General features: G+C 70.4%; 26 protein-coding genes and 3 tRNA genes. 10 read left to right on the top strand and 19 right to left on the bottom strand.

Annotation, left to right across the window (positions count from 1 at the left end):
- Positions 1-107: 107 nt before the first annotated feature.
- Positions 108-773 carry a DNA-directed RNA polymerase subunit beta gene (locus ACOWU6_RS16435; RefSeq protein WP_421076363.1) on the bottom strand — a complete coding sequence of 222 codons (666 nt, stop codon included), beginning with the start codon at positions 771-773 and terminating at the stop codon, positions 108-110.
- Positions 774-846: 73 nt separating this feature from the next.
- The gene (locus ACOWU6_RS16430) at positions 847-1,236 is read right to left on the bottom strand and encodes a hypothetical protein (protein WP_271173876.1); all 390 of its coding nucleotides are present in this window, start codon (positions 1,234-1,236) and stop codon (positions 847-849) included.
- A gap of 38 nt (positions 1,237-1,274) precedes the next feature.
- Here ACOWU6_RS16430 and ACOWU6_RS16425 point away from each other — a divergent pair.
- Positions 1,275-1,350: transfer RNA gene (locus ACOWU6_RS16425), tRNA-Lys, on the top strand.
- A 28-nt stretch (positions 1,351-1,378) separates the two neighbouring features.
- Here the strand turns inward: ACOWU6_RS16425 and ACOWU6_RS16420 are convergent.
- Entirely contained in the window at positions 1,379-2,248 is an 870-nt protein-coding gene (locus ACOWU6_RS16420) for an SDR family oxidoreductase (RefSeq protein WP_421076362.1), read from the bottom strand.
- A 119-nt stretch (positions 2,249-2,367) separates the two neighbouring features.
- On the opposite strand from ACOWU6_RS16420, the gene ACOWU6_RS16415 reads away from it, so the two are divergent.
- The gene (locus tag ACOWU6_RS16415) at positions 2,368-3,168 is read left to right on the top strand and encodes a fructosamine kinase family protein (protein WP_421076361.1); all 801 of its coding nucleotides are present in this window, start codon (positions 2,368-2,370) and stop codon (positions 3,166-3,168) included.
- 22 nt (positions 3,169-3,190) lie between these two features.
- Entirely contained in the window at positions 3,191-3,808 is a 618-nt protein-coding gene (locus ACOWU6_RS16410; RefSeq protein WP_421076360.1) for a GyrI-like domain-containing protein, read from the top strand.
- Positions 3,809-3,811: 3 nt separating this feature from the next.
- On the opposite strand, the gene ACOWU6_RS16405 is transcribed toward ACOWU6_RS16410, so the two are convergent.
- A complete protein-coding gene (locus ACOWU6_RS16405; protein WP_421076359.1) occupies positions 3,812-4,384 on the bottom strand; it encodes an isochorismatase family protein in 573 nt (190 codons plus the stop codon).
- Between the two features lie 31 nt (positions 4,385-4,415).
- On the bottom strand, positions 4,416-4,856 hold the full coding sequence (locus ACOWU6_RS16400; protein ID WP_271173881.1) for a MarR family winged helix-turn-helix transcriptional regulator: 441 nt from the start codon (positions 4,854-4,856) through the stop codon (positions 4,416-4,418).
- A gap of 42 nt (positions 4,857-4,898) precedes the next feature.
- Here ACOWU6_RS16400 and ACOWU6_RS16395 point away from each other — a divergent pair, with 42 nt between their 5' ends.
- Positions 4,899-5,096 carry a hypothetical protein gene (locus ACOWU6_RS16395; RefSeq protein WP_271173882.1) on the top strand — a complete coding sequence of 66 codons (198 nt, stop codon included), beginning with the start codon at positions 4,899-4,901 and terminating at the stop codon, positions 5,094-5,096.
- Positions 5,097-5,103: 7 nt separating this feature from the next.
- Here ACOWU6_RS16395 and ACOWU6_RS16390 read toward each other — a convergent pair whose 3' ends face one another.
- The 11 genes from ACOWU6_RS16390 to ACOWU6_RS16340 all read right to left on the bottom strand — a co-directional run bounded on the left by ACOWU6_RS16390 (position 5,104) and on the right by ACOWU6_RS16340 (position 14,833).
- Positions 5,104-5,502: a hypothetical protein gene (locus ACOWU6_RS16390; protein ID WP_421076358.1), complete on the bottom strand. Its 399-nt coding sequence runs from the start codon at positions 5,500-5,502 to the stop codon at positions 5,104-5,106.
- A gap of 58 nt (positions 5,503-5,560) precedes the next feature.
- Positions 5,561-5,633 (bottom strand) — tRNA-Thr (locus tag ACOWU6_RS16385).
- Positions 5,634-5,736: 103 nt separating this feature from the next.
- Complete coding sequence (locus ACOWU6_RS16380) at positions 5,737-7,317, bottom strand: alpha/beta hydrolase (RefSeq protein WP_421076357.1); 1,581 nt, start codon at positions 7,315-7,317, stop codon at positions 5,737-5,739.
- The gene (locus ACOWU6_RS16375; protein WP_271173885.1) at positions 7,314-8,471 is read right to left on the bottom strand and encodes a DNA polymerase III subunit delta'; all 1,158 of its coding nucleotides are present in this window, start codon (positions 8,469-8,471) and stop codon (positions 7,314-7,316) included. The genes ACOWU6_RS16380 and ACOWU6_RS16375 overlap by 4 nt, the downstream gene beginning before the upstream one ends.
- Before the next feature lie 52 nt (positions 8,472-8,523).
- On the bottom strand, positions 8,524-9,144 hold the full coding sequence (gene tmk / locus ACOWU6_RS16370; protein WP_421076356.1) for a dTMP kinase: 621 nt from the start codon (positions 9,142-9,144) through the stop codon (positions 8,524-8,526).
- Positions 9,145-9,146: 2 nt separating this feature from the next.
- On the bottom strand, positions 9,147-11,888 hold the full coding sequence (topA, locus tag ACOWU6_RS16365) for a type I DNA topoisomerase (RefSeq protein WP_271173887.1): 2,742 nt from the start codon (positions 11,886-11,888) through the stop codon (positions 9,147-9,149).
- A 72-nt stretch (positions 11,889-11,960) separates the two neighbouring features.
- Complete coding sequence (locus tag ACOWU6_RS16360) at positions 11,961-12,281, bottom strand: Rv3654c family TadE-like protein (RefSeq protein ID WP_271173888.1); 321 nt, start codon at positions 12,279-12,281, stop codon at positions 11,961-11,963.
- Complete coding sequence (locus ACOWU6_RS16355; RefSeq protein ID WP_271173889.1) at positions 12,281-12,643, bottom strand: TadE family type IV pilus minor pilin; 363 nt, start codon at positions 12,641-12,643, stop codon at positions 12,281-12,283. The genes ACOWU6_RS16360 and ACOWU6_RS16355 overlap by 1 nt, the downstream gene beginning before the upstream one ends.
- Positions 12,643-12,831 carry a DUF4244 domain-containing protein gene (locus tag ACOWU6_RS16350; RefSeq protein WP_271173890.1) on the bottom strand — a complete coding sequence of 63 codons (189 nt, stop codon included), beginning with the start codon at positions 12,829-12,831 and terminating at the stop codon, positions 12,643-12,645. The genes ACOWU6_RS16355 and ACOWU6_RS16350 overlap by 1 nt, the downstream gene beginning before the upstream one ends.
- Positions 12,832-12,872: 41 nt before the next feature.
- Positions 12,873-13,817, bottom strand: a complete 945-nt coding sequence (locus ACOWU6_RS16345) for a type II secretion system F family protein (protein ID WP_421076355.1) — start codon at positions 13,815-13,817, stop codon at positions 12,873-12,875.
- Complete coding sequence (locus ACOWU6_RS16340; protein ID WP_271173891.1) at positions 13,808-14,833, bottom strand: TadA family conjugal transfer-associated ATPase; 1,026 nt, start codon at positions 14,831-14,833, stop codon at positions 13,808-13,810. Before ACOWU6_RS16340 ends, ACOWU6_RS16345 begins: the two co-directional genes overlap by 10 nt.
- A gap of 229 nt (positions 14,834-15,062) precedes the next feature.
- On the opposite strand from ACOWU6_RS16340, the gene acs reads away from it, so the two are divergent.
- Both acs and ACOWU6_RS16330 read left to right on the top strand, forming a co-directional pair.
- Positions 15,063-17,030 carry an acetate--CoA ligase gene (gene acs, locus ACOWU6_RS16335; protein ID WP_324014211.1) on the top strand — a complete coding sequence of 656 codons (1,968 nt, stop codon included), beginning with the start codon at positions 15,063-15,065 and terminating at the stop codon, positions 17,028-17,030.
- A 288-nt stretch (positions 17,031-17,318) separates the two neighbouring features.
- Positions 17,319-17,549 carry a hypothetical protein gene (locus tag ACOWU6_RS16330; RefSeq protein WP_421076354.1) on the top strand — a complete coding sequence of 77 codons (231 nt, stop codon included), beginning with the start codon at positions 17,319-17,321 and terminating at the stop codon, positions 17,547-17,549.
- A gap of 660 nt (positions 17,550-18,209) precedes the next feature.
- Here the strand turns inward: ACOWU6_RS16330 and ACOWU6_RS16325 are convergent.
- Both ACOWU6_RS16325 and ACOWU6_RS16320 read right to left on the bottom strand, forming a co-directional pair.
- Entirely contained in the window at positions 18,210-18,677 is a 468-nt protein-coding gene (locus ACOWU6_RS16325) for a RidA family protein (RefSeq protein ID WP_271173922.1), read from the bottom strand.
- Positions 18,674-18,898 (bottom strand): hypothetical protein, encoded by a 225-nt coding sequence (locus ACOWU6_RS16320; protein ID WP_271173923.1) that lies wholly within the window; start codon positions 18,896-18,898, stop codon positions 18,674-18,676. Before ACOWU6_RS16320 ends, ACOWU6_RS16325 begins: the two co-directional genes overlap by 4 nt.
- A 99-nt stretch (positions 18,899-18,997) precedes the next feature.
- Here ACOWU6_RS16320 and ACOWU6_RS16315 point away from each other — a divergent pair, with 99 nt between their 5' ends.
- The 3 genes from ACOWU6_RS16315 (at position 18,998) to ACOWU6_RS16305 (ending at position 22,910) form a co-directional block, all read left to right on the top strand.
- Complete coding sequence (locus ACOWU6_RS16315; RefSeq protein WP_421076353.1) at positions 18,998-21,625, top strand: transglycosylase domain-containing protein; 2,628 nt, start codon at positions 18,998-19,000, stop codon at positions 21,623-21,625.
- On the top strand, positions 21,625-22,542 hold the full coding sequence (locus ACOWU6_RS16310) for a metallophosphoesterase (protein WP_421076352.1): 918 nt from the start codon (positions 21,625-21,627) through the stop codon (positions 22,540-22,542). Before ACOWU6_RS16315 ends, ACOWU6_RS16310 begins: the two co-directional genes overlap by 1 nt.
- 107 nt (positions 22,543-22,649) lie before the next feature.
- Positions 22,650-22,910: a hypothetical protein gene (locus ACOWU6_RS16305; protein ID WP_324014210.1), complete on the top strand. Its 261-nt coding sequence runs from the start codon at positions 22,650-22,652 to the stop codon at positions 22,908-22,910.
- A 35-nt stretch (positions 22,911-22,945) separates the two neighbouring features.
- Here the strand turns inward: ACOWU6_RS16305 and ACOWU6_RS16300 are convergent, their stop codons facing one another.
- Positions 22,946-23,590, bottom strand: a complete 645-nt coding sequence (locus tag ACOWU6_RS16300) for a Pr6Pr family membrane protein (RefSeq protein WP_421076351.1) — start codon at positions 23,588-23,590, stop codon at positions 22,946-22,948.
- 146 nt (positions 23,591-23,736) lie between these two features.
- Here ACOWU6_RS16300 and ACOWU6_RS16295 point away from each other — a divergent pair.
- Positions 23,737-23,813, top strand: a tRNA-Pro gene (locus ACOWU6_RS16295).
- Positions 23,814-24,038 lie beyond the last annotated feature (225 nt).

The raw sequence follows: 24,038 nt of genomic DNA, 5'->3' as shown, positions 1-24,038 counted from the left end.
TGACGAGCTTGATGCCGCATACCAGACAGGTGGTCGAGTTCGTCGCAAGGCCCACGACTAAGGGTCGCGGACCATAGCGATCCCCGTTCTACCGCGAGATTCCGCGGCTAGATCGAGAACCCATCCACTCCTTTTGGCCTATAACCCTCGAGGGCATCCCGGCGCCACAGGCGCGCCGCCGCCGCGAGATCGGCGGCGAAGGCCGACAGGCGCAGTGCCCGCGTCGTGAGGGCGGATGACCGCTCCGGCTCGGTCGGCTCGTAGTCGTCGGCGAGGTGCGTCGCTCCGGACGCGACCACCCGGCAGTACGCTGCCGTGCGATCGAGCGCGACGGCGTAATCGCCCGTGAAGGCGCCGTGCAGGATGGTGTCGATGAGGCGCACGAGCTCCTGCGGCCCCGCCGGCGTCGGCGCCCCGGCGATCACCGGATCGGCCGAGTGCAGCTCGACCCTTCCGCGCTCGTACAGCAGCGATGCCGTGTGCGGGTCGTCGTGGATCGAGAGCTGGACGAGGTAGAGGCGCCAGAGCGAGCCGGGCAGCGAGCGCGCGGGCGACTGCGACCACAGCTCGGCGATGTCGTCGATGCCGTGGTGCGCGGTGAACGAGATCAGCCGCTCGACGACATCCGCGTCGGCCTCGTCGCGCACGCGCGAGAGCAGCGCGACGGCCGTCGCGTGCGCCGCGCGCGAGACCTCGGCCGGGTCGCTCCCCGCGAACAGCCGGTCGAACATCTCCGAGGGCCGGCGCACCGGCTTGCTGAACTCCGCACTCATCCCGAAAAGGCTACGCCCGGGTCGCGCCCCGTCTCCGGGGCGACGCACATGCCGGACGGATAGGCTTTCCCCGTCAGCGCGGCGCGGAGTAGCGCGCGGCGATCTCTTGCAGGAACGCCCCGCCGAGGCGCTCGACGTCGTCGAAGGTGAGCGTGAGATGCTCGCCGATCGCGTTGCCGAGCACGGCGCGCGAGCGGTCGTAGACGATCGGCGGATGCTCGCGCAGCACGCCGTCCGACATGATCGCCTCGACGACGAGCGAGACCTCGGTGAGCGGGTTGGTGTCCTCGCCGGCGACGCTGCGCAGCCGGTGCACGAACCAGCGGTCGAGCGCGAGGAGGATGCCCTCCGACGCGCGGCGCTCGCCGATCGTGTGGACGTCGCGGGCGGCCTGGAGCGTCTCCTCGAACCACTCGCGCGCGTACGCCTGCTCTTCGTCGGTGAAGGTGCGTCTGTCGAGCATGGCCCGAAGCTACCACCGGGTCCGCGTAAAGTGGTCTCGGGCCTATAGCTCAGTCGGTAGAGCAGCGGACTTTTAATCCGTAGGTCGAGGGTTCGAGCCCCTCTGGGCCCACCAGACGTCGCCTCGCGACGGCGCGCTCGGCTCACCCGAGCGAGAATCCGCCGTCGCTCGTGAGCACCTGCCCGACGATCCACGCCCCCTCGTCGGTGGCGAGCCATCCGATGAGGTGCGCGGGATCATCCGGCCGCCCGAAGCGGCCGAACGCGGTGCGCGCGAGCGCCTCCTCGATGCCGCTCAGGTCGCGGTCCGTCGAGTCGGCGTCGAGGTACCCCGTGTTCACAGGCCCCGGGTTGACCGTGTTCAGCACGATCCCCACGTCGAGGAGCTCGGCCGCGGCCGTCGCCGTGATTCCCGCGAGCGCGGCCTTGCTCGTCGCGTACGCCACCTCACCGCGCATGGCGCCGTGGATCTGGCCCGAGGTCATCCAGAACACCCGCCCGGTCGGCTCCGGGAAGGGGCCCCGCCGACCCACGTGGTCGCCCGGGCGCAGCGCGGCGTCCGGCGTCACACCCGAGATGCGACGTGCGTACTCGGCGGTGAGCAGCAGCACCGAGCGCGCGTTCGCCTGCCAGTGCTCGTCGAGGCGCTCCGCGGTCATGTCGAGCAGGCTCCCGTCGCCGCCGCTGCGCGCGTGATTGCAGACGAGGATGTCGACACCGCCGGTGAGCGCGAAGGCGTCGTCGAGCAGGGCAGGGATCTCCGCGGGGTCGCGCAGGTCGGCTGCGCGGTCGCCGAGGCGCGCGCCCGGAGCGAGATGGCCGCGCAGCTGCTCCGTGAGCGCCTCGATGTCGTCCCCTCCCCAGGGCTGGTCGACGTCGTGCGCGCGGAAGTGGTGGATGAAGACGCTCGCGCCGAGTGCGGCGAGACGCGCGGCGACGGCGAATCCGATGCCGCGTCGTCGCGAGACGCCGGTGACGAGGGCGGTCTTGCCGGACAGAGGGAGTGCAGGCATGCAGGAGGTCCTTCCGAGATGCGCAGACGCGCGAGATCAGGGGGCGGAAGCGGCTCACCGGCATTGCATGACGCCCATGCTAGTCGGACCGCAGCCCGCGACGGCTACCCTCGTCCTCGATGGGCGACACGTTCACGAAGACACGACGCGACGGCGACGACCTGCTCGGTGAGGCGGCCGGACTCCGATGGCTCGCGGAGGCGGATGGCGGTGCGCGCGTCGCGCGGGTCGTCTCCGCCGACCGCGATCGACTCGTCCTCGAGCGGATCGACGAGGCCGCGCCGTCGGCGGAGGCGGCGCGCGCATTCGGCCGCGCGCTCGCCCGCACCCACGCGGCGGGCGCGGCCTGGTGGGGCTGCCCTCCCCCGGAGCACTCGGGCGCGCGGAGCATGGGCCGGTCGCGCACTCCGCTCGTCGTGGACGCCGCAGAAGCGGCGGACACGTGGGGCGCCTTCTACGCCGAGCACCGGGTGGAGGTGTTCGCCCGGCGCCTGCGCGACGACGGCGTCATCGACGAAGACGACGCCGCGGTGTTCCACCGGCTCGCATCCCGGTTGCGAGACGGCGCCCTCGACCATCCGCAGCCCGCGCTCGTGCACGCAGCGGGCCATGCGGTCGCACGCGTCCACGGCGACATGTGGGCGGGGAACGTCCTCTACGTCGACGACCCGTCGGGCGCCGCGCTCATCGACCCCATGGCGCACGGCGGCCATGCCGAGACCGACCTCGCGACGCTCTCGGTCTTCGGCTTCCCGCATCTCGAGGACGTGTACGCGGGCTACGACAGCGCCTCCCCGCTCACGGACGGATGGCGCGAGCGCATCGGGCTGCATCAGCTCGGGATCGTCATCATGCATGCGCACCTCTTCCGCGGCGGCTACACGTCATCCGCGCTGCGACTGGCCCGCACGTACGTCTGAGGCCGCCGGTACGCTGGCCATCATGGCGGACAGGATCGACCTCCGGAAGGCCCTCGACGCCTACCGCGCGCGGCAGGGCGAGTTCCGCATCGTCGATCTCGAGCCCGCGCGATACCTCATGGTCGACGGGCACGGCGATCCGAACACCTCCCCCGCGTTCGCGGAGGCGATCGAGACCCTGTACCCCGTCGCCTACGCGCTGAAGTTCGCCAGCAAGCAGGAGCTCGAACGCGACTACGTCGTCCCGCCGCTCGAGGGCCTCTGGAGCGCCGACGACATGGCGAGCTTCACGACCGCCCGCGACAAGTCCGCGTGGAACTGGACCCTGGTCATCCGCACGCCCGACTGGATCGACGCCGGCCTCGTCGACGCCGCCATCGGGAAGGCGGCGGCGAAGAACCCGCCCCGACTCGCGGAGCTGCGCTGGGAGCTGCTCGACGAGGGGCGGGCCGTCCAGACGCTGCATGTGGGCTCCTTCGACGACGAAGGGCCCGTCCTCGAGCGGATGCACGATGCGTTCATCCCGCAGCACGGCCTGCGGATGACCGGCCACCACCACGAGGTCTATCTCAGCGACTTCCGCAGGGTCCCGCCCGAGCGACGGCGGACCATCCTGCGGCAGCCCGTGGCGGCCGCCTGAGATTCAGACGATCTCGGCTCCCGCGTGCGCGAGTTCGGCGAGCGCCGCCTCCGACGACTCGGCGCCGACCCCCGCGACGAGCTCAGTGAGGACGCGGACGTGCTGGCCGTGCGCGATCGCGTCGAGCGCGGACGCACGGACGCAGTGATCGGTCGCGATGCCGACGACGTCGACGGCCTCGATCCCGCGCGCATCGAGGATGCGGCCGACGGTCTCGCCGTCATCCGTCTGACCCTCGAACATGGAGTAGGCGGGGCGTCCCTGACCCTTCTTCACATGGTGTGTGACCGAGGCGGTGTCGAACCCGGGATCGTAGTCGGCCCCTGGCGTGCCCGCGACGCAGTGCACGGGCCACGTGTCGACGAAATCGGGATCGGCATCCACGGCGAAATGCCCGCCGTTGTCGCCGTCGGCATCGTGCCAGTCGCGCGAGGCGATGATCGCCGCGTACTCCCCCGCATGCTCGGCGAGGTGCCGCGTGATCCCCTCGGCCACGGCGTCGCCGCCCGCGACCGCGAGCGCACCGCCCTCGGTGAAGTCGTTCTGCACGTCGACGATGAGAAGCGCCCTGCTCATGGTCCGAGCGTACGCCTCCCCCGGATCGACGTCAGGCGTCCAGGTTCCCCGAGAAGGGCGCGAGCGAATCCCGGATGCTCGCGAGCTGCGCGGCGTCGAGGCCGACGCGCGCCATGATCTGCTCGGGAACGGCGAGCGCCTGCTCGCGCAGGGCGGCGCCCTCCTCCGTGAGCCCGATCGCGAGCCGCCGCTCGTCATCCGGTCGGCGCTCGCGACGGACAAGGCCCTGGGCCTCGAGACGCTTCACGAGGGGCGACGCGGTCGCGGGCTCGAGCGCGAGCTCCGCCGACAGCTCACGGAGCGTGCGCGGGGCCTTCTCCCACAGGGCGAGCATCACGAGGTACTGCGGGTGCGTCAGCCCGAGGGGCTCGAGCACGGGCCGGTAGATCGACACGACGTTGCGCGCGGCCGTCACGATCGCGAAGCACAGTTGGTTCTCGAGCTTCAGCAGGTCCTCGCGATGGTCCGTCACCCGACTACCCTATCGAGGTCTATTCGTTAGTACACTAATTACATGCACGCACGCGTCGAGCGAACACCCCTCCGCACCCGCATCCGTGAGGCGGGTGGCTTCTACCAGTGGTTCAACACCACCCTGATCAGCCTGGCCGGCCCCGCGCAGGTGGGTGAAGGAAAGGGCACGCCCTGTCATCGCTGCGGCGCGCACAAGGTCGACCACGCCCTCGTGGACGGCGAGCTCCGCTGCCCCTGAGCGCGGCTCAGCGCATCGCCACGAGGATCAGCTGCACGATCGTCGACACGACCCCGAGGCCCCCGAACGCGATCGCGCCCCAGCCGAGGAATCGGGGCAGCGGCGAGTGCTGGTGGAGTCGCACGGACCCCGGGCGCTGCGGATTCGTGAAGACGTCGACCTCGTCGGCATCGCCGGCGGCCGCGCGCAGCTCGGGCGTGAGCGGCGCCTCCCCGACTGCGTGACCCACCGTGAACCAGCGCAGGATCGGCGGCTCCTGCTCCGACAGCACGAACGCGCGAACGGGGACCCACGTGCCGTCCGCGAGGCGCGCGATGATCGCGATGAGACCGAGGACGAGCGCCGCACCGAAGCCGATCCACGAGAAGATCTCGGTGATCGCTCCGATCACGTGGCTCGCGTCCATAGGGCTCCGTCGGTATGGCAGAAGGCGCGCTCCGGATGGAGCGCGCCTTCTGTATCGGAGCCACCTGTCGGAATCGAACCGACGACCTATTCATTACGAGTGAATCGCTCTGCCGACTGAGCTAAGGTGGCGATCTCGCGCCGCCCGAGCGGCACGAGAATCAAGCATACCGGGTCGGAGCCCGTGCTGCGAACCGACGGCGTCGGCCGGGCGTTTCGCGTCAGAGCAGTCGGGTCAGGAGCAGACGAGCCCGTCCTCGGGCACGGTGCCGTCGACGAGGAACGCCTCCACGGCGTCGTTGATGCAGTCGCTCGCGCCGTTGTACGCCGTGTGCCCCTCCCCCTCGTACGTGAGCAGCACCCCCGACTCGAGCTGGGCTGCGAGCGCCTCGGCCCACTCGTACGGGGTCGCCGGATCGCCCGTCGTTCCGACGACGAGGATGGGCGCGGCTCCGGAGGCGGAGATCTCGCCGCGCTCGCCCGTCGGCGGGTAGGGCCAGTACTCGCAGGCGGATGCGCCGGACCAGTACGGCGCGATCGTCGGCGCCTCCTCCGCGATCCGCCGCTCGGTCTCCTCGACCGCCTCTTCGGGGTCTTCCGGGTAGTCCATGCAGTTGTAGGCGTTGAAGGCCTCGGTCGAGTTGTCCTGGTACTCGCCGTTCTCGCGGCCGTTGTAGAAGTCCGCGAGGAAGAAGGCGGTCGACGGGTCGCCCTCGAGGGCCCCCGCGAGAGCCTCCGTGAGGTACATCCAGTTCGCCTCGTTGTAGAGCGCCGCGATGATGGCCGTCATGAGCGCATCGGCGCCGAGCTCGCGCCCGTCGTCGTAGGGCAGAGGGCGCGCGTCGACGCTCGCGAGCAGTGCGGAGAGGTCGTTCATCGCGTCGTCGACCGACCCTGCGAAGGGGCAGGCCGCGCCCGTGTCACCCGCCACGCACGCCTCCATGTAGGTGCGCAGGGCGTTCTCGAAGCCGACCGCCTGGGTCACCCCGACGTCCTCCCCCGAGGTGGAGGGATCGATCGCCCCGTCGAGCACGAGGCGGCCGACGCGATCCGGGAAGTTCTCGGCGTAGGTCGCTCCGAGGAACGTGCCGTACGAGAACCCGAGGTAGTCGAGCTCGGTCTCGCCGAGGACGGCGCGCAGCAGATCGAGGTCGCGCGACGACTGCTCCGTCGTGATGAACTCGAGCAGCCCGTCGCTGTTCTCGGCGCACGCGTTCGCGAACGCCTCGGCGCGCTCCTCGAGCTCCGCCTCCCACTCGGCGGAGCCGCGCTCACCCTGCGGGATGTCGTAGAGGTAGGCGTCCATCTCATCCGCGTCGAAGCAGCGGACGGCGGTCGACGCGCCCACGCCGCGCGGATCCCATCCGATGACGTCGTAGCTCTCCTGCAGCGCGTCGCCGATCGACCACGCGATGTTCTCGCGGATGAAGGAGACACCGCTGCCGCCCGGACCGCCCGGGTTGGTCAGCAGCGATCCCTGTGCCCGCCCGGAGAGCGCGGTCTGGCGGATCACGGCGAGCTCGATCTCGCCCGCGTCGGGGTGCTCCCAGTCGAGCGGCGCGGTGACCGTCGAGCACTGGAAGTCGCCGCCGCACGGCGTCCACTCGAGCCGCTGGTCGTAGAACGGCAGCAGCTCGTCGGGAACGCCATCGAGCACGGGCTCGGCCCCGACGACGGTTCCCGACTGCCCCTCCCCGTCGACCGGGATCTGCGCGGTGAGGCAGCCCGACAGCGCAAGGGCGGCCGCCGAGAGACCCGCGACGACGGCCGTCAGACGGCCGAACCGCCTCCGGAGGGGATGACGGGCGATGGTCATGTCTTCCTTCCGCTGACGATGGTGACAAGCAGGCTCTCGAGCGCGAGCGTGGGCTGCACGTTCTTCTCGAGCGCGTCGCGCGTCTCGGCGATGTGGTCGAGCACGACCAGCGTGCGCTCGGGCTTCCACGCGCCCGCCAGCGCTCGGAGGTCGTCGAGGAGCTCGAGGTTGATGAGGCCCTCCTCCCGCCCGAGCTGCAGGAGCACGACGTCGCGGTACAGGGACTGCAGATCGGTGAGGACGCGATCGATCCCGTCTCGCAGGCTGCGCGTGGCGCGCTTGCGCTGCTCATCCTCGAGCGCCGTGATCTGCGCGCGCACCGCCGGCGGGATCCGGGCGCCCTCCACGACGCCCACCGTCCGCAGGAGGGCGGCGCGCTCTGCCTCGTCGCGCTCGGCGGTGAGGGCCTTGGCATCGTCCGTGGCGGCCTGCACGATCTCGCCGGCGACCTCGACGACGTCGCCGATGCCCCGCACCCGCATGACGGCGCGCAGCGTGTCGTCGCGGCGCCGGCGCGACGCGGCGTCGGTCGCGAGCCGCTGCGCCATGCCGATGTGACGCTGCGCGTGACGAGCCGCCTGCTCGGCGGTCGCCTCGTCGACGCCCGTTCGGGCCTGGATGAGCGCGGCGACGTCGGCGACCTCCGGCTCGCGCAGGCGCAGGAGCCGCACACGCGAGCGGATGGTCGGCAGCAGATCCGCATCGCTCGGCGCGCAGAGCACCCACACGGTCTCGGGCGGCGGCTCCTCGAGAGCCTTCAGGAGCACGTTCGAGGTGCGCTCGGTCATCCGATCGGCGTCCTCGACGACGATCACGCGGTACCGCCCGGTCGAGGGCGAGAAGTACGACCGCTCCACGAGGGCGCGCGCCTGGGCGATCGTGATGATGACGCCCTCGGTGCGCAGCGCGGTGAGGTCGGGGTGCGTTCCCGCGAGCACCTGCTTCATCGTCGCGGTGTCGTCAGGCGCCGACGCGATGAGCGCGGCGGCGAACGCCCGCGCGAGGGTCGATCGCCCGGAGCCGGGCGGACCGGTGATGAGCCACGCGTGCGCGAGCGAGCCCGCGCCGGACGCGGCGGCCTGGAGGATCTCGACGGCCTCGTCCTGCCCCCACACATCCCCCCACGGAAGAGCGGGCGCCGCGACGGAGGTCATACCGTCAGCCTAACCAGCCCCGCCGACAATGCCCTCCGCGCTCCGTGCGGGGTCAGAGCAGGGGCGCGATGCGCGCGCGGATGGCCTCGGCGAGCGTCTCCGGCGAGAGGGCCGCGTCGACGACCAGGAACCGGTCGGGCTCGGCGGCCGCGAGCGCGAGGAAGGCCTCGCGCACGCGACGGTGGAAGTCCTCCTTCTCGGCCTCGAGCCGGTCGAACGGCTTGTCGTCGGCGTCGAGCCGTGCGCGCGCCGCGGCAGGGTCGAGATCGAGCAGCACGGTCACGTCGGGCAGCGCCCCCTCCGCGGCCCACAGCGACAGATCGCGCACCTCGTCCGCGTCGAGCACGCGACCGGCACCCTGATAGGCGACCGACGAGTCGAGGTAGCGGTCCTGGATGACGACCTCGCCGCGCTCGAGGGCGGGGCGGACGACCGCGCGCACATGGTGGGCGCGGTCGGCCGCGTAGAGGAGAGCCTCCGCGCGCGGCGCGATGTCGCCGCGGTGGTGCAGGACGATGTCGCGGATGAGCTGGCCCACGTCGCTGCCGCCCGGCTCGCGGGTGCGCACGACCGTGCGGCCCTCGGCGGCGAGCCAGTCTTCGAGCAGACGCGCCTGCGTCGTCTTGCCGACGCCGTCGCCGCCCTCGAACGTGATCCAGACCCCGCGCGCCACCGTCACTTCTTCTTCGCGGCCGGCTTGCGCGTCGTGGTCGTCTTGCGCGTCGTCGTGCGCTTCTTGACGGGCCCCTTGGCGCGCTTGTCGGCGAGCAGCTGCTTGGCGCGCTCGAAGTCGATCTCGTCGACCGTCTCGCCGCGCGGGATCGTCGCGTTCGTCTCGCCGTCGGTCACGTACGGCCCGAAGCGGCCGTCGCGCACGCGGATCGGCTTGCCGCTCACGGGGTCGTTGTCGAACTCCTTGAGCGCGCTCGACGCCCGGCGCGCGCCGTACTTCGGCTGCTTGTAGAGCTCGAGCGCCTGCTCGAGCGTGATGTCGAAGATCTGGCTCTCGCTCTCGAGCGAGCGCGAGTCGGAGCCCTTCTTCAGGTAGGGGCCGAAGCGGCCGTTCTGCGCGGTGATCTGCTCGCCGCTCTCCGGGTCCTCGCCGACGACGCGCGGGAGCGACAGCAGGCGCAGCGCGGTGTCGAGGTCGACCGTCTCGGGCGTCATGCTCTTGAAGAGCGACGCCGTGCGCGGCTTCGGCGCAGCGGCCTTCTTGGCGCCGCGCTTCTTCGGCTCCTCGGCCACCTCGCCCGTCGCCTCGTCGACCTCATCGGCCGACGGCGGCTCCTGCTCCTGCACATACGGACCGTACCGGCCGTCCTTCACGACGACGATCTTGCCGTTCTCCGGGTTCTCGCCGAGCACCCGGTCGCTCACGACCGGAGCATCGATGAGCTCCTGCGCCTTCTCGGGCGTCAGCTCGTCGGGCGCGAGATCCTCCGGCACGTTCACGATGCGCGGCTTCTCGTCGGGCTTCGCGGGGTCGACGACCTCGAGGTACGGGCCGTACTTGCCGACCCGCAGCGTCGCCGTCTCGGTGATCGGCATGGAGTTGATGGCACGCGCGTCGATCTCGCCGAGGTTGTCGACGATGTTGCGGAGGCCGGGATGCCCCTCGCCGCCGAAGTAGAACGACTTCAGCCAGTCGACGCGGCGCTGCTCGCCGCGCGCGATGGCGTCGAGGTCGTCCTCGAGCTCGGCCGTGAAGTCGTAGTCGACGAGCTCGGAGAAGTGGTCTTCGAGCAGGCGGATCACGCTGAACGCGATCCAGGTCGGGACGAGCGCCTGACCGCGCTTGACGACGTACCCGCGGTCGAGGATGACGCCGATGATGCTCGCGAACGTCGAGGGCCGCCCGATGCCGCGCTCCTCGAGCGCCTTGACGAGGCTCGCCTCGGTGTAGCGCGGCTTCGGGGTCGTCTCGTGCCCCTTCGCGGTCGCGTCGGAGAGCGCGAGCTCGTCGCCCTCCGCGACGCGCGGGAGCGACTGCTCCTTCGCCTCGTCGGCGTCGCCGCGCTTCTCGTCGCGCCCTTCCTCGTACGCCTCGAGGAAGCCCTTGAACGTGTAGACGGTGCCCGACGCCGTGAACTCGACCTTCCGGCCATCCGCCTCGGTCTCGAGCGTGACCGTCGTCGTCTCGAACTTCGCGTCGGACATCTGGCTCGCGATGGTGCGCTTCCAGATGAGGTCGTACATCCGCTGCTCGTCGCGCCCGAGCTGCCCCGCGACCTCCTTGGGTGTGCGGAAGCGGTCGCCCGACGGGCGGATCGCCTCGTGCGCCTCCTGCGCGTTCTTGCTCTTCGACGCGTACGACCGCGGCTTGAGCGGCACGGCGCTCTCGCCGTACAGCGCGACCGCCTGCTCGCGCGCGGCGCTGATCGCCTGCGCGCTGAGGTTGGTCGAGTCGGTGCGCATATAGGTGATGTATCCGCGCTCGTACAGGCTCTGCGCGACCGACATCGTGACCTTCGCGGTCATGCCGAGCTTGCGGCCGGCCTCCTGCTGGAGTGTCGACGTCGTGAACGGCGCGGAGGGGCGCCGCGTGCCGGGCTTCGCCTCGACCTTCGTGACGCGCGCCGTTCCCGTCTCGTCGATCGCGGTCGAGAGCTGCCGTGCGCCCGCCTCGTCGAGCACGACGACCGCGCGCTTGAGCTGGCCCTTGTCGTCGAAGTCGCGGCCGACCGCGAGGGGCGCGCCGTCGACGCGCACGAGACGCACCGAGAAGCTCTCGGCGGCGCGCGCCGCGGTGGCCTCGATGCCCCAGTACGAGGCCGACACGAACGCCATCCGCTCGCGCTCGCGGTCCACGACCATCCGCGTGGCCGCGGACTGCACGCGTCCTGCGCTGAGTGCGGCGCCGGAGCTGCCGCTGCCGATCTTGCGCCACAGGACCGGGGAGACGTCCCAGCCGTAGAGGCGGTCGAGGATGCGCCTGGTCTCCTGGGCGTCGACGAGGGCGAGATCGAGCTCGCGCGTCTTCTCGACGGCGGCCTGGATGGCGTCCTTGGTGATCTCGTGGAACACCATGCGCTTGACCGGGATCTTCGGCTTGAGCGTCTCGAGGAGGTGCCACGCGATGGCCTCGCCCTCGCGGTCCTCATCGGTGGCGAGCAGGAGCTCGGAGGCGTCCTTGAGCGCGCGCTTGAGCTCGGAGACGGTCTTCGTCTTCCGATCGCTGACGACGTAGTACGGCTCGAAGCCGTGCTCGATGTCGATCGAGTACTTGCCGTAGGCCTCGCGGTCCTTCTCGGGGATGTCGCGCTTGTCGGCGAGGTCGCGGATGTGGCCGACCGAGCTGAGCACCTCGTAGCCGTCGCCGAGATAGCTCTGGATCGAGCGCATCTTCGTCGGGGACTCGACGATGACGAGCGTCTTGCCGGCAGCGGTCTTGCCTGATGCCGTCTTGCCTGATGCCAAGGGGCGTCCTTTCCTCGAAGCACACCATACACATCGCGCGCCGACCGGACGCTCACAGGAGAGCGCCTCGGCTCATGAGGGAGGCGGGCCCGCCCGGGCAGCGGCCGCCACCGGGAATCCGCCGTATCGGGACTGGACGGAGACGGTTGCGATGAGACCCTCCACGGTACAGGACGCCAGGGATGCCCTGCCCGCACCCGCCACCTGGCCCGCGAGCCCGCAGGGGTCGCCGGCGACCGCGCCGCTCGCCGCATCGGCCGCGGCGAGCGCCGCCGCGTCGGCCACGCTCGCGATGCGCTGGCTCTCGGCCGCCGCCCCTCCCGCGGCGGCGAGCCCGACGACGAGGGCGCATGCTGCCGCGACCACGCCCGCCCCGACCGCGGTGCCCGACATCACCATCCTCCGGCGAGCGCGCAACTCGACGCGGACAGCGGGACGGCGAGCGCTCCGATGCGGGCCTCGGCCTCGGCCGTCGCGCACACGAGGTCGCCGTGGTGCGCGATCGAGAGCGCGCCGCCGACCGCCGCGACGATGCCGGCGGCGCGCCCCTCCTCCTCTCCCCTCGCGATGAGCCGCGCCGCGTCGGCCGCGGCGTCCTGGAGCTGCACCTGGCGCGAGGCCGCACCGAGCCCGGCGATGCCGAGCGCCGCGACGAGCACGACGGCGGGCAGCGCGACGGCGAGCTCGGCCGTGACCGAGCCGCGCTCGCTCGCGCGGCACGGCCATCCGCGTCGCCGCCGCACCGCCCGTCGCATCACGGAACCGTGAGCGCGCGGCGCACGAGATCGGTGAGGATCTGCTGCACCTCGCCCGACCGCATGATCATCACGAGCAGACCGGCGAACGCGACGGCCGCCATGGTGACGATCGCGTACTCCGCCGTCGACGCTCCGGTCTCGTCGTCGAGCAGCTCGACGAGTCGGAGGGTGGGCTTCTCTGACATGTGCTCCTTCTTTCTCTGGATGGATTCCCGGGGTCGATGGCTCAGCCGCCGAGTGCGGGCAGAGGGGTCGCGCGGATGACGCTGAGCATCATCGGCGCGACACCGAGGCACAGGAACGCCGGCAGCGTGCAGACGCCGAGCGGCAGCAGCAGACGCGAACCGAGGCGCGCCGCGCGCATCCGGCCCTGCGTGCGCGCGTCGTGCCGGTCGTGCGCGGCGGCGGCGCGGAGCAGCTCGACCGCTGGCACCCCTGCCGAGCGCGACAGAGCGAGCACGGGCTCGATGCGATCGACAGCACGGGGGCCGCCCGCGGCCTCGTCGACGAGCCGCGTCGCGCGGTCGATCGACACGCCGCCCGCGAGACCGATGGCCATCAGCTCGGCGGTCATGCCCGGTGTCCCGGCCGGAGGCTGAGCCGCGCGGACGAGCCGACCGGTCCAGATGCGAGCCAGGAGGAGGAGGCCGAGCCCGCTCCCCAAGCAGACGAGGCCGATCGCGTCGCCCACGAGAACGGAGAGCGTGTCGAACCCGAGAGCCCCGCCGATGAGCAGGCCGAACAGCGGCAGCCAGGCCATGAGACGCGCGGTGCCGGCGGGCTCCGCGAGCGCGACCCGCACATCGTCGCCGCTCTCCTGCGCATCGCGAAGTGCGGCTGCCATCGCGCGGAGGCTCTCGGCGAGCGGCGCGCCCACCGCGATCGACACATGCCACGCGGCTGCGACGTCGCGCCAGGCGGCGGCGAGGCGGATCGCCGCCGGATCGCGCGGGCGCTCGACGGCCGCCGCCTCCGCCTCGATCGCCTCGACGAGGGGCATGCCGGCGGCCGAGCGCGCGACGATCCGCTCGGCGGCCGCGTCGCCCGACTCACTGAGGTGGCGCCATGCCGTCGTCGGCGATGCACCCGCCTGCAGCAGTACGGCCAGACGCAGGACGGTCTCCGCGACCGGACCGGTCGGCTCGTCGCGGCGCCTTCTCCTCAGCGCCACGGCTCGACCTCCTCGATCGCCAGCCGACCCCGCCCATCCGCGAATCGCCCGACGCGGGCCAGCCGACGCTGCCCGGCGCGGTCGCGCTCGAGGTGCAGCACGAAGCCGATCGCGCTCGTGACCTGGCGCGCGACGGCGTGGTCGTCCATGCCCGCAAGCGCGCCGAGGGCCTCGAGACGCGCCGGCACGTCGTCGAGACCCGATGCATGCAGGGTGCCCGCACCGCCGTCGTGACCCGTGTTGAGCGCCGTGAGGAGCTCGCGGACCTCCTCGCCGCGGCACTCCCCCACGACGATCCGGTCGGGGCGCATCCGCAGCGACTCCCTCACGAGCCGGGCGAGGCCGATCGCGCCGGCGCCCTCGAGATTCGGCTGCCGCGCCTCGAGCGACACGTGGTGCGGATGCGCGATGCGCAGCTCGGCGACGTCCTCGATCGTCACGATCCGCTCGTTGGGCGGGGTGTGCGAGAGCATGGCCGCGAGCAGCGTCGTCTTGCCGGTGCCCGCGGCTCCCGTCACGAGCACGTTCTCGCGCCGACGGACGATCTCGACCAGCCAGGCGCGGACGTCGTCGGCGAAGGCGCCGCCGCGGCACAGGTCGCCGAGATCGGCGCGGGTCAGCCGGGGGACGCGGATCGACAGCGACGTTCCGCTCGAGCTCACCGGCGGCAGGACCGCGTGGATGCGCATGCCGCCCGGCAGGCGCACGTCGACGCACGGCGTCGCGTCGTCGATGTGGCGCCCGCCCCGTGCGATGAGCTCGGTCGCCAGGTCGCGCACCTCGCGCTCCGACGCCCGCCAGCTCGGATCGTGCCGCGGCCCCTCCCCGCGGTCGACGAAGAGCCCCGCGGTCCCGTTGACGAAGAGGTCGGTCACGGCGTCGTCGGCGAGGTACGGCGCGAGCGGCCCCAGGTCCGCCCGCGCCGCCAGGTCGTCCCGCCGCGCGGCCTGCGCGTCGTCATCTCCGGGCGCGCGGCGGGGGTTTCCACGCGGCTGGACGATGAAGGGGACGGCCATGCCTCGACGCTAGGGAGCCCGCGCCCTAGAGAACGGGCGCTCGCGCCATCCGTGGAGAACCATGACGAGACACGCCGCCTGGGCACACGGCGTCGGGCGGCCTGAGGCGCACCCCCGACTTTCGGAGGTACCCGACCCGTCCGGCGGCGGCGTAGGTTCGGATGGTCGGCTTCGTCAGCCGGCGCCGCGGCGTCGCGGCTTCAGGACCTGCACGCGAAGGAGCGATCGAATGTCCAGCCAGATCGACCACCTGCTCACCGAGACGCGCCGATTCGCGCCGTCGCCCGAGTTCGCCGCGAACGCCGTCGCGAAGGCCGACCTGTACGAGCGCGCCGCCGCGGATCGCGAGGGGTTCTGGGCCGAGCAGTCCCGCGAGCTGCTGCACTGGGAGAAGCCGTTCACCCAGGTGCTCGACTGGTCGACGCCGCCGTTCGCGAAGTGGTTCGCCGACGGCGAGCTGAACGTCGCGTACAACTGCCTCGACCGCCACGTCGAGGCGGGCAACGGCGACCGCGTGGCCCTGCTGTGGGAGGGCGAGCCGGGCGACTCCCGCACGGTCACCTACGCCGAGCTCACCGACGAGGTCAAGCGCCTCGCGAACGTGCTCACCGACCTCGGTGTCGGAGCGGGCGACCGCGTCGCGATCTACCTGCCGATGATCCCCGAGGCCATCGCCTCGATGCTCGCGGTCGCGCGGATCGGCGCCATCCACTCGGTCGTCTTCGGCGGGTTCAGCGCCGACAGCCTGCGCTCGCGCATCGACGACGCCGGCGCGAAGCTCGTCATCACAGCCGACGGCGGCTACCGCAAGGGCAAGGTGTCGCCGCTCAAGCCGGCCGTCGATCAGGCGCTCTCCGACCGCGGCGACGGCGCGCAGCTCACCGTCGAGCACGTTCTCGTCGTCAAGCGTGGTGAGAACGAGGTCGAGTGGACCGAGGGCCGCGACCTGTGGTGGCACGACGTCGTCCCGCAGGCGCCGGCCGAGCACACCGCGCAGGCCTTCCCGTCGGAGAACCCGCTGTACATCCTGTACACGTCGGGCACGACGGGGAAGCCGAAGGGCATCCTGCACACGTCGGGCGGCTACCTCACGCAGGCCGCGTTCACGCACCGGAACGTGTTCGACCTCCACCCCGAGTCCGACGTGTACTGGTGCACGGCCGACATCGGATGGGTCACCGGGCACACGTACGTCGCGTACGGACCGCTCGCGAACGGCGCGACGCAGGTCCTGTACGAGGGCACGCCCGAGTTCCCCGCGCCCGGCCGGTGGTGGGACATCGTCGAGAAGTACGGCGTGACCATCCTCTACACCGCCCCCACGGCCATCCGCGGATTCATGAAGCAGGGCAGGGTCATCCCGCAGCAGCGCGACCTGTCGAGCCTGCGCGTCCTCGGCTCGGTCGGCGAGCCGATCAACCCCGAGGCGTGGGTCTGGTACCGCGACGTCATCGGCGGCGGGAAGACCCCGATCGTCGACACGTGGTGGCAGACCGAGACGGGCGCGATCATGGTGTCCGCCCTCCCGGGCGTGACGGAGGCGAAGCCCGGCTCGGCTCAGGTGCCGCTCCCCGGCATCTCGATCGACGTCGTCGACGAGAAGGCCCAGCACGTCGGCAACGGCAACGGAGGCCTGCTCGTCATCACGGAGCCGTGGCCGAGCATGCTCCGCGGCATCTGGGGCGACCCCGAGCGCTACAAGGAGACCTACTGGGACAAGTTCGCCGAGCAGGGCTACTACTTCGCGGGGGATGGCGCGCGCCTCGACGAGGACGGCGACATCTGGCTGCTCGGCCGTGTCGACGACGTCATGAACGTCTCGGGGCACCGGCTCTCCACCGCGGAGATCGAGTCGGCCCTCGTCGCCCACGAGGCGACCGCAGAGGCCGCGGTCGTGGGCGCCTCGGACGAGACGACGGGTCAGGCGGTCGTCGCGTTCGTGATCCTGAAGGAGAGCTACCTCAAGGAGCACGGGCCGGATGGTCTCGCGCAGCAGCTGCGCGCATGGGTCGGCGAGCAGATCGGCCCGATCGCGCGTCCGCGCGACGTCTACATCGTCGGCGAGCTGCCGAAGACCCGTTCGGGCAAGATCATGCGCCGCCTGCTGCGCGATGTGGCCGAGGGACGCGAGGTCGGCGACACGACGACACTGGCCGACACCGCCGTGATGAGCGTGATCTCCGCCCAGGTGCGGTAGCGCGCAGCAAGCTCCGGGCGTTCTACGCCCGGACGTTGAGCGAGCGCAGCGAGCCGAAACGCCGCGAGCCGGTCTCGGGAACAGTTCCCGAGACCGGCTCTGCATTTGAATCCTCGAATTCATCGAGCCGGACCCTAAGCCAGTGAGGCGCAGAAAATCCGCCTCCCTGTCCCCCGAAAGGAGGACAGACGCGCGCGAGCATCACGGATAGTGTCGCTAATGTCAGCGCCAGCCCTTCCCGGATCGCTTTTCCTCCGTTCCCGCGGAATACCGCGCCGAGACGCCACCATGGTAGCTCGGGCCGCCGCGCTCGATGCGATGGATCCATCTCGCTGTACTCTGGGCGCGGCGCTCGCGTATACGACTGGAGGAGTTTTCATCGTCACGGATGTCCTTGTGGATGGCAACGTCTCGATATTCACGCAGGGTAAGGAGGCGCTGCCTGTCGCCGATGCCTGGGCGAGCTTCGTCTTCAATCTTGCTTTCGACGACCCTTCCGAAGTCCCCTGCGCACCGTGACCTCCCGTTTCGCGCAACGCTGGACTCTCAACTCGCTACTCATCGTGCCGATGTGGGCAACTGGAGAGATTTCCGCTCTCAGCGCCCTTTATGTCGTTGCGGATGCGGGAATGTACCGATCGTCGCACTCGGCCGGATCCGCGCATCCCATCTGGCTGCCGTGGCAGGCTGCGGGCCTCCTTTTGGCGGCCTTGGCTGGAGCCCTTCTTATTTGGGTCCGCCTATCCGTGGGTACTGTCACCTCCGCAACAGGTCGGCAACCGTCCGCAATAGCCCGAGGATTGCTCTGCGCTTGCGGCATTGCAACTTCCGCACTCGGATCGTTAATCGTTCTGGTAGCGCTGCTCTTCTCAGCTCGTGCTACCTGGGGCGACACTGTGGGGAGTGACCCCGTCGAAGCTATGGAGGTCGCCGAGGGCACATTTGGAGCCTGGGGTTGGTGGCTTTTGCTCCTGATGCTGACGCTGATATCGACGTCGATCCTGGTTTCGTTGCGTCGTGGCGTTGCGACAAGTCGACCTACCGCTGCGGCCATTTTGTGCTATAGCGCGCCACCCTTGATCTTTACCGCCCTGGCCGCTGTCGCAACACTCTCATTGGATTGAGTATTGGCGAAGGGCCTGCCTGGCTTCCGAAGTCTGACCTGGTTCGTGCTCGTACTCAGGCGAAGAGGAACGCCACCTCGACCTCGACGGGAGCGTCGAGCGGCAGCACCGAGACGCCCACCGCGGAGCGCGAGTGCCGTCCGGCCTCGCCGAAGATCTCGCCCAGCACCTCGCTCGCGCCGTTGATGACGCCGGGCTGGCCGGTGAAGGCCGGCGCCGATGCGACGAACCCGGTCACCTTGAGCACGCCCGTGATGCGGTCGAGTCCGCCGACCGCGTCCGCCGCGGCGGCAAGCGCGTTCAGTGCGCAGATGCGGGCGAGCGCCTTCGCGTCGTCGGCGGCGACGAGGCCCTCGCCGTCGCCGACCTTGCCCGTGTGCGGGAGCGAGCCCGACACCATCGGCAGTTGACCCGACGTCTGAACGACGTCGCCGTGCACCTTCGCGGGGATGTACGCGGCCACGGGTGCGACGACGCCTGGGAGCTCGATGCCGAGCTCTGCGAGCCGCGCGCTGACCGTCACTGGGCGCCGCCCTCGAACTGCTTCGCCGCCTCGGCCGCGGCGCCGAGGCCCGCGTTCGACGGGCCCGCCTCGGTCAGCGGCCGCTTCAGGTAGGCGACGAGGCCGCCCTCGGGGCCCTGCACGACCTGCACGAGCTCCCAGCCCTGCTTGCCCCAGTTGTTGAGGATGGCCGCCGTGTTGTGGATGAGCAGCGGCGTCGTGAGGTACTCCCACGTGGTCATGGAACTCCTGTCGTTCGGGCGTGTGCGGCGCTGAGAATGCGGTCCGAGGACCATGGCCGAAGGCGGGGATGTTCAGGGAACTCCCCTACGATCAAGCCTATGCCCGGAGCGAAAAGGACTGCGAGCGGTGTTCTCGGCGGTGTGCTCGGCCTTGTCGGCCTGAGCGCGATCGCCGGAGTGCTCGTCACCGCCACCGTCACCCCCGCGATCGCCGTCGCCGGCTCTGCCGCGTCGAGCGCGATCACGATGTTCGACAAGCTGCCCGCGTATCTCGAGGTGGATACGCCGATGCTGCCGACCACGATCTACGCGAAGGGAAATGACGGCAAGGACTTCGTCCTCACGTCGTTCTACGACCAGAACCGCATCCCGGTCGCATACGACGAGGTCTCGCAGACGATGTACGACGCGCTCCTCTCCAGTGAGGACCCGCGCTACTACGAGCACGGCGGCATCGACCTCATCGGCACGACGCGGGCCCTGCTCAACAACTTCCAGGGCGGCGACACTCAGGGCGGCTCCTCGATCAGCCAGCAGTACGTCAAGAACGTGCTCATCCAGAAGTGCGAACAGGAGGCGCCTTTCAACTCTCAGGAGCAGCTCGACTGCTACAACGACGCGATCACCGCGACGGGCGTCGAGGGCTACGAGCGCAAGCTCCAGGAGATGCGCTACGCGATCTCGATCGAGCAGGAGTACTCGAAGGACGACATCCTCATCGGGTACCTCAACATCGCCAACTTCGGCGGTCAGACGTACGGCATCGAGGCTGCTGCGCAGTACTACTTCAACACGACGGCCGCGAAGCTGACGCTGAACCAGGCCGCAACGCTCGCCGGCATGGTGCAGAACCCCAACCGCTACCGCATCGATCTGCCAGAGGGCTCCTACACGGACAAGGAAGGCGTCGCCCGCAATTCAGCGGAGGACGGCTACAAGTCGACCCGTGACCGGCGCGACTACGTGCTCTGGCGTCTTCTCCAGGATGGCAAGATCACGCAGGAGCAGTACGACACAACGCTCGAAGAGCCGATCGAACCGAACATCAACCCGCGTGAGACCGGATGCAGCGCCGCCGGAGGTTCGGCGTACTTCTGCAAGTACGTGCAGCAGACGATCCTCACCGACCCCGCCTTCGGCGAGACCGACGAGGAGCGCTGGGAGACGCTGCGACGCGGCGGCCTCAATGTCTACACGACGCTCGACTTCAACATCCAGATGCCCGCCGAAGCGGCGATGAAGACCTATGCGGCAACGCACATCGACGGAATCGAGTTCGGTTCGACCGCCGTCACTGTCGAACCGAGCACTGGTCGAATCCTCGCGATGGTGCAGAACACGAACTTCTCCGAGGACGAGACCGTCGTGACGACCCAGCCGGGCTACTCCTCTCTCGTCTACGCCGCCGACAGCAAGCACGGGTCGTCGACCGGATTCGCGGTCGGATCGACGTACAAGCTCTTCACGCTCATCGATTGGCTCGAGAAGGGCCGTTCGATCAATGAGGTCCTCAACGGCAACAACCGCGTCTTCCAGTGGAAGTGCAACGGCGTCGAGCAGTACAACTCGACGAAGATCGGCAACTTCGCCAACGGCAACGGCTATACGGGGACCGTGACGAACTTCACGCGCGACTCGCTCAACTCGGGCTTCCTCGCCATGGCAGAGCAGCTCGACGTGTGCGAGATCAACGCCGTCGGCGAGCGGTTCGGCGTCACCTGGGGCGACGGGACGCCGCTCACGACTCCGAGCACGCCGGAGCACCCGACTGCACTGTACGACGTGCTCGGTTCGAAGAACATCGCGCCGCTCGACATGGCGTCGGCCTACGCAACGATCGCGAACAACGGCGTGCGCTGCGAGCCGCACGCGATCGACCGGATCACCGACATCGACGGCGAGGAGGTGCCGGTCCCCGAGACGGGATGCGAGCCGGTCGTCGAGCCGAACATCGCGGCGACAGCCGCCGAGGCGCTCAAATCCGTCATGAACGGCGGCACCGGCGCGCGGGCGAACCCCGGTGACGGCACCCAGCTCATCGGCAAGACCGGCACGCACGAGAACATCTCGACGATGATGATCGAGTCCTCAACCGCAGCGACGACGGCGGTGTGGGTCGGAAACACGATCGGCGCGACCGACCTCCGCACGATCAGCAGCAACGGCGTGCTCGGTAACGACGTGCGCTACTACCTCGCACGGGACATCCAGGCCGCCGCCAACGCGCACTACCCCGGCGGCGCGTTCCCGACGCCGGATCCGAACCTGACGCGTCGCGTGCTCGTCGACCTCCCGGACGTCACGGGCAAGTCGATCGACGAGGCCACGAGCATCCTCCGCGGTGCCGGCTTCGGTGTCACGGTCGGCGAGACCGTCCCGGGCGACCAGCCCGAGGGCACGATCCAGCGTCAGGACCCGGGCGCGGGTCAGGCCGCTGGCGGCACCAACGTCACGATCTTCCCGAGCGATGGCAAGGCGTCGTCTGTTCCCGATGTATCGGGCATGTCGGTGCAGGCCGCATTCGCGGCGATCACCGGCGCGGGCTTCGACAACGTCGAGCGCGGCAGCTGCTCCGAGAACTCCGACGCCGGCAGCGGCAAGGTGACCGGGACCGACCCCGAAGCAGGAACGGTCGCCGATCCGAACACCGTGATCCGCGTGAACTACGAGGCCAAGAGCTGCGGCGGCGGAGGCGACGACAAGAAGAACGACAAGGACGACGACTAGTGGCGTCGCGTCCTGGTGTCGCGGCCCTCGGCGCCCTCGCGGGCGCGGGGGCCGCGGCCGCCGTCTGGGGCATCGGGATCGAGCGTCACCTCTTCACGGTGCGTCATCACACCGTGCGCGTGCTCGAGCCCGGGTCGACTCCCCTGCGGGTCCTGCACGTCTCGGACGCTCACATGGCGCCGTGGCAGCGGGGCAAGCAGGAGTGGATGGCGAAGCTCGCATCGCTGCGCCCCGATCTCGTCGTCAACACCGGCGACAATCTCGGGCACCGCGAAGGCCTGGCCGGCATCCGCCGGGCGTTCGAGCCGTTCGCCGGCGTCCCCGGTGTCTTCGTGCACGGGTCCAACGACCTGTACGAACCGTCTCCGCGCAACCCCCTGCGCTACGTCCTCGGGCCATCCGAGCGGGCCACGACCGCGCCGAAGCTCGACACGGCGGCCCTCGACGCGTTCTTCGCCGACGAGCTCGGCTGGACGAGCCTCAACAACGCGGCCGCCACTCTGGACGTGCGCGGCACGGCCGTGAAGCTGTTCGGTGTGAGCGACGCGCATCACGACCTCGATGACCTCGATGCGCTCCCTGCGCATGTCGCGGCGCTGCCATCCGCTCCGGTGTCGATCGGCGTGACCCACGCCCCGTACCGACGCGTCCTCGATGCTTTCACGGAGCTCGGCGCCGACGTCCTCATCGCGGGTCACACGCACGGCGGCCAGGTGCGCGTGCCGTTCTACGGCGCCCTCGTCTCCAACTGCGACCTTCCGCCGAAGCAGGCCCGGGGGCTCTCGAGCTGGACGCACGACGGCCGGACCGTGCCGCTCAACGTGAGCGCGGGCCTCGGGCACTCGATCTACTCCCCCGTGCGCTTCGCGTGCCCGCCGGAGGTCTCGCTGCTCACGCTCGCGCCGCGCGCCCGCTGATCAGACGGCTCGACGTTTTCGCAGCCGAGACACGGATGCAAGACCTTCCATCCTCACCGCAACGAGCGTCTGCGAGCAGCGTCCGGTGGCTGCTGTTCGCGGGGGCCGTGCTGCTCGGGCTGTCCCTGCTCACGGCAGGTCAGCCACCCGACCGAGGTGAAGAAGACGCGGTCATCCTGGTCCTGCTGATGTTCGCAGCTCCCGGCTTGCTCCTGGCGGGGCTCGCGATCGCTCGCGGCGCGCGCGGGCGCAACCCTGGTGAACTCGGCCGTGTCATTCTTCCCGTGCTGATTCCGTGCGGGCTCGCACTTGCCATCCTCGCCGTCGTCGCCGTAATCGGTCGCCTCCCGGCCGAGTTCGTCCCCTGACTTCGCTGCTCACGCTCGCGCCGCGCGCCCGCTGATCAGCCCGCGCGGCGCGCGCCTGAGTCGGTTCCGCGAGGGATCCGGCTTATCCCCCACACGAGCGCGCCCGCGGCTGTCAGCGCGATCAGCAGCCCGACGACGTGCGCCACGAAGGAGCCCGCGCCGCGCTCCGGCAGCAGGAACCCGTACGGAACCCATCCGTCGACCGCACCGCGCACGAGGACGACGGCGAGCCAGAGTACGGGGTACGGGAAGACGACCCACAGCTCGCGCCACGAGAGCCTCGGACGATCCGGCGCGACGAGCCAATCGACGAGGGCGAGAGCCGGGAAGACGATGTGGAGGGCGATGCGCACCCAGACGGGAGCGGACCCCGTACCTGGCACGAGCACGTTGTAGACGACGCCCACGATGATCAGGCACGTCGTCGCCACCGCGCGGGCCAGTGCCAGCCAGCGCGGAGCCGCGCTGCCACGAAGTCCGTATGCGCCCGTCGTGACGAAGACCCCTGCCGCGAGCAGGCTCGACAGATTCGTGAAGTACCCGAAGTAGTCGAACGGGTTGAATCCGTCACGTCCGAGCGCGAACGTGTAGCCGAGCACGACAATGACGGCGACGCCCGCCGCGATGCGGGCCAGGCTCAGCGCTCGCCCCGGACGTGGGATGGTGGCCGAGCGCTGCATGGCTCGACAGTACCCGGCGGCGTCTGGGTGAGACCGGGTGCGCGCCAGCCCCAGGCAGACCGGGGTGGCGCCGAAGCCGCGGCACTCCCGGGGACACGCCGGATTCGGCTCACCGCGTCGGATCGGGTAGAGTAGACGGGTTGCCACGGGGTGTGGCGCAGCTTGGTAGCGCGCGTCGTTCGGGACGACGAGGCCGCAGGTTCAAATCCTGTCACCCCGACCACACGAGAAGGGCCGGTTCCATCGGAACCGGCCCTTCTGCTGTCCCGGCCATCGGCCTCGGGTGGCGCGTCAGGCGTGGGTTATCGGCCAGAAAGAGTGGATGGGTCGGGTGTGTCATCCTCGTCCTGCCCACCCGGCGCGGGCCCAGAGGCCTTCGGTGGCGTCGAGGCCTTGCCCGTAGAGGGTGGGGGTGATCTGGTCGTCGTGGCGGGGTTCGGGTCGGGTT

The organism is Microbacterium sp. SA156 (assembly GCF_049065455.1).
Classification (GTDB): domain Bacteria; phylum Actinomycetota; class Actinomycetes; order Actinomycetales; family Microbacteriaceae; genus Microbacterium; species Microbacterium barkeri.
This window is presented reverse-complemented; position numbering and strand designations above follow the sequence as displayed.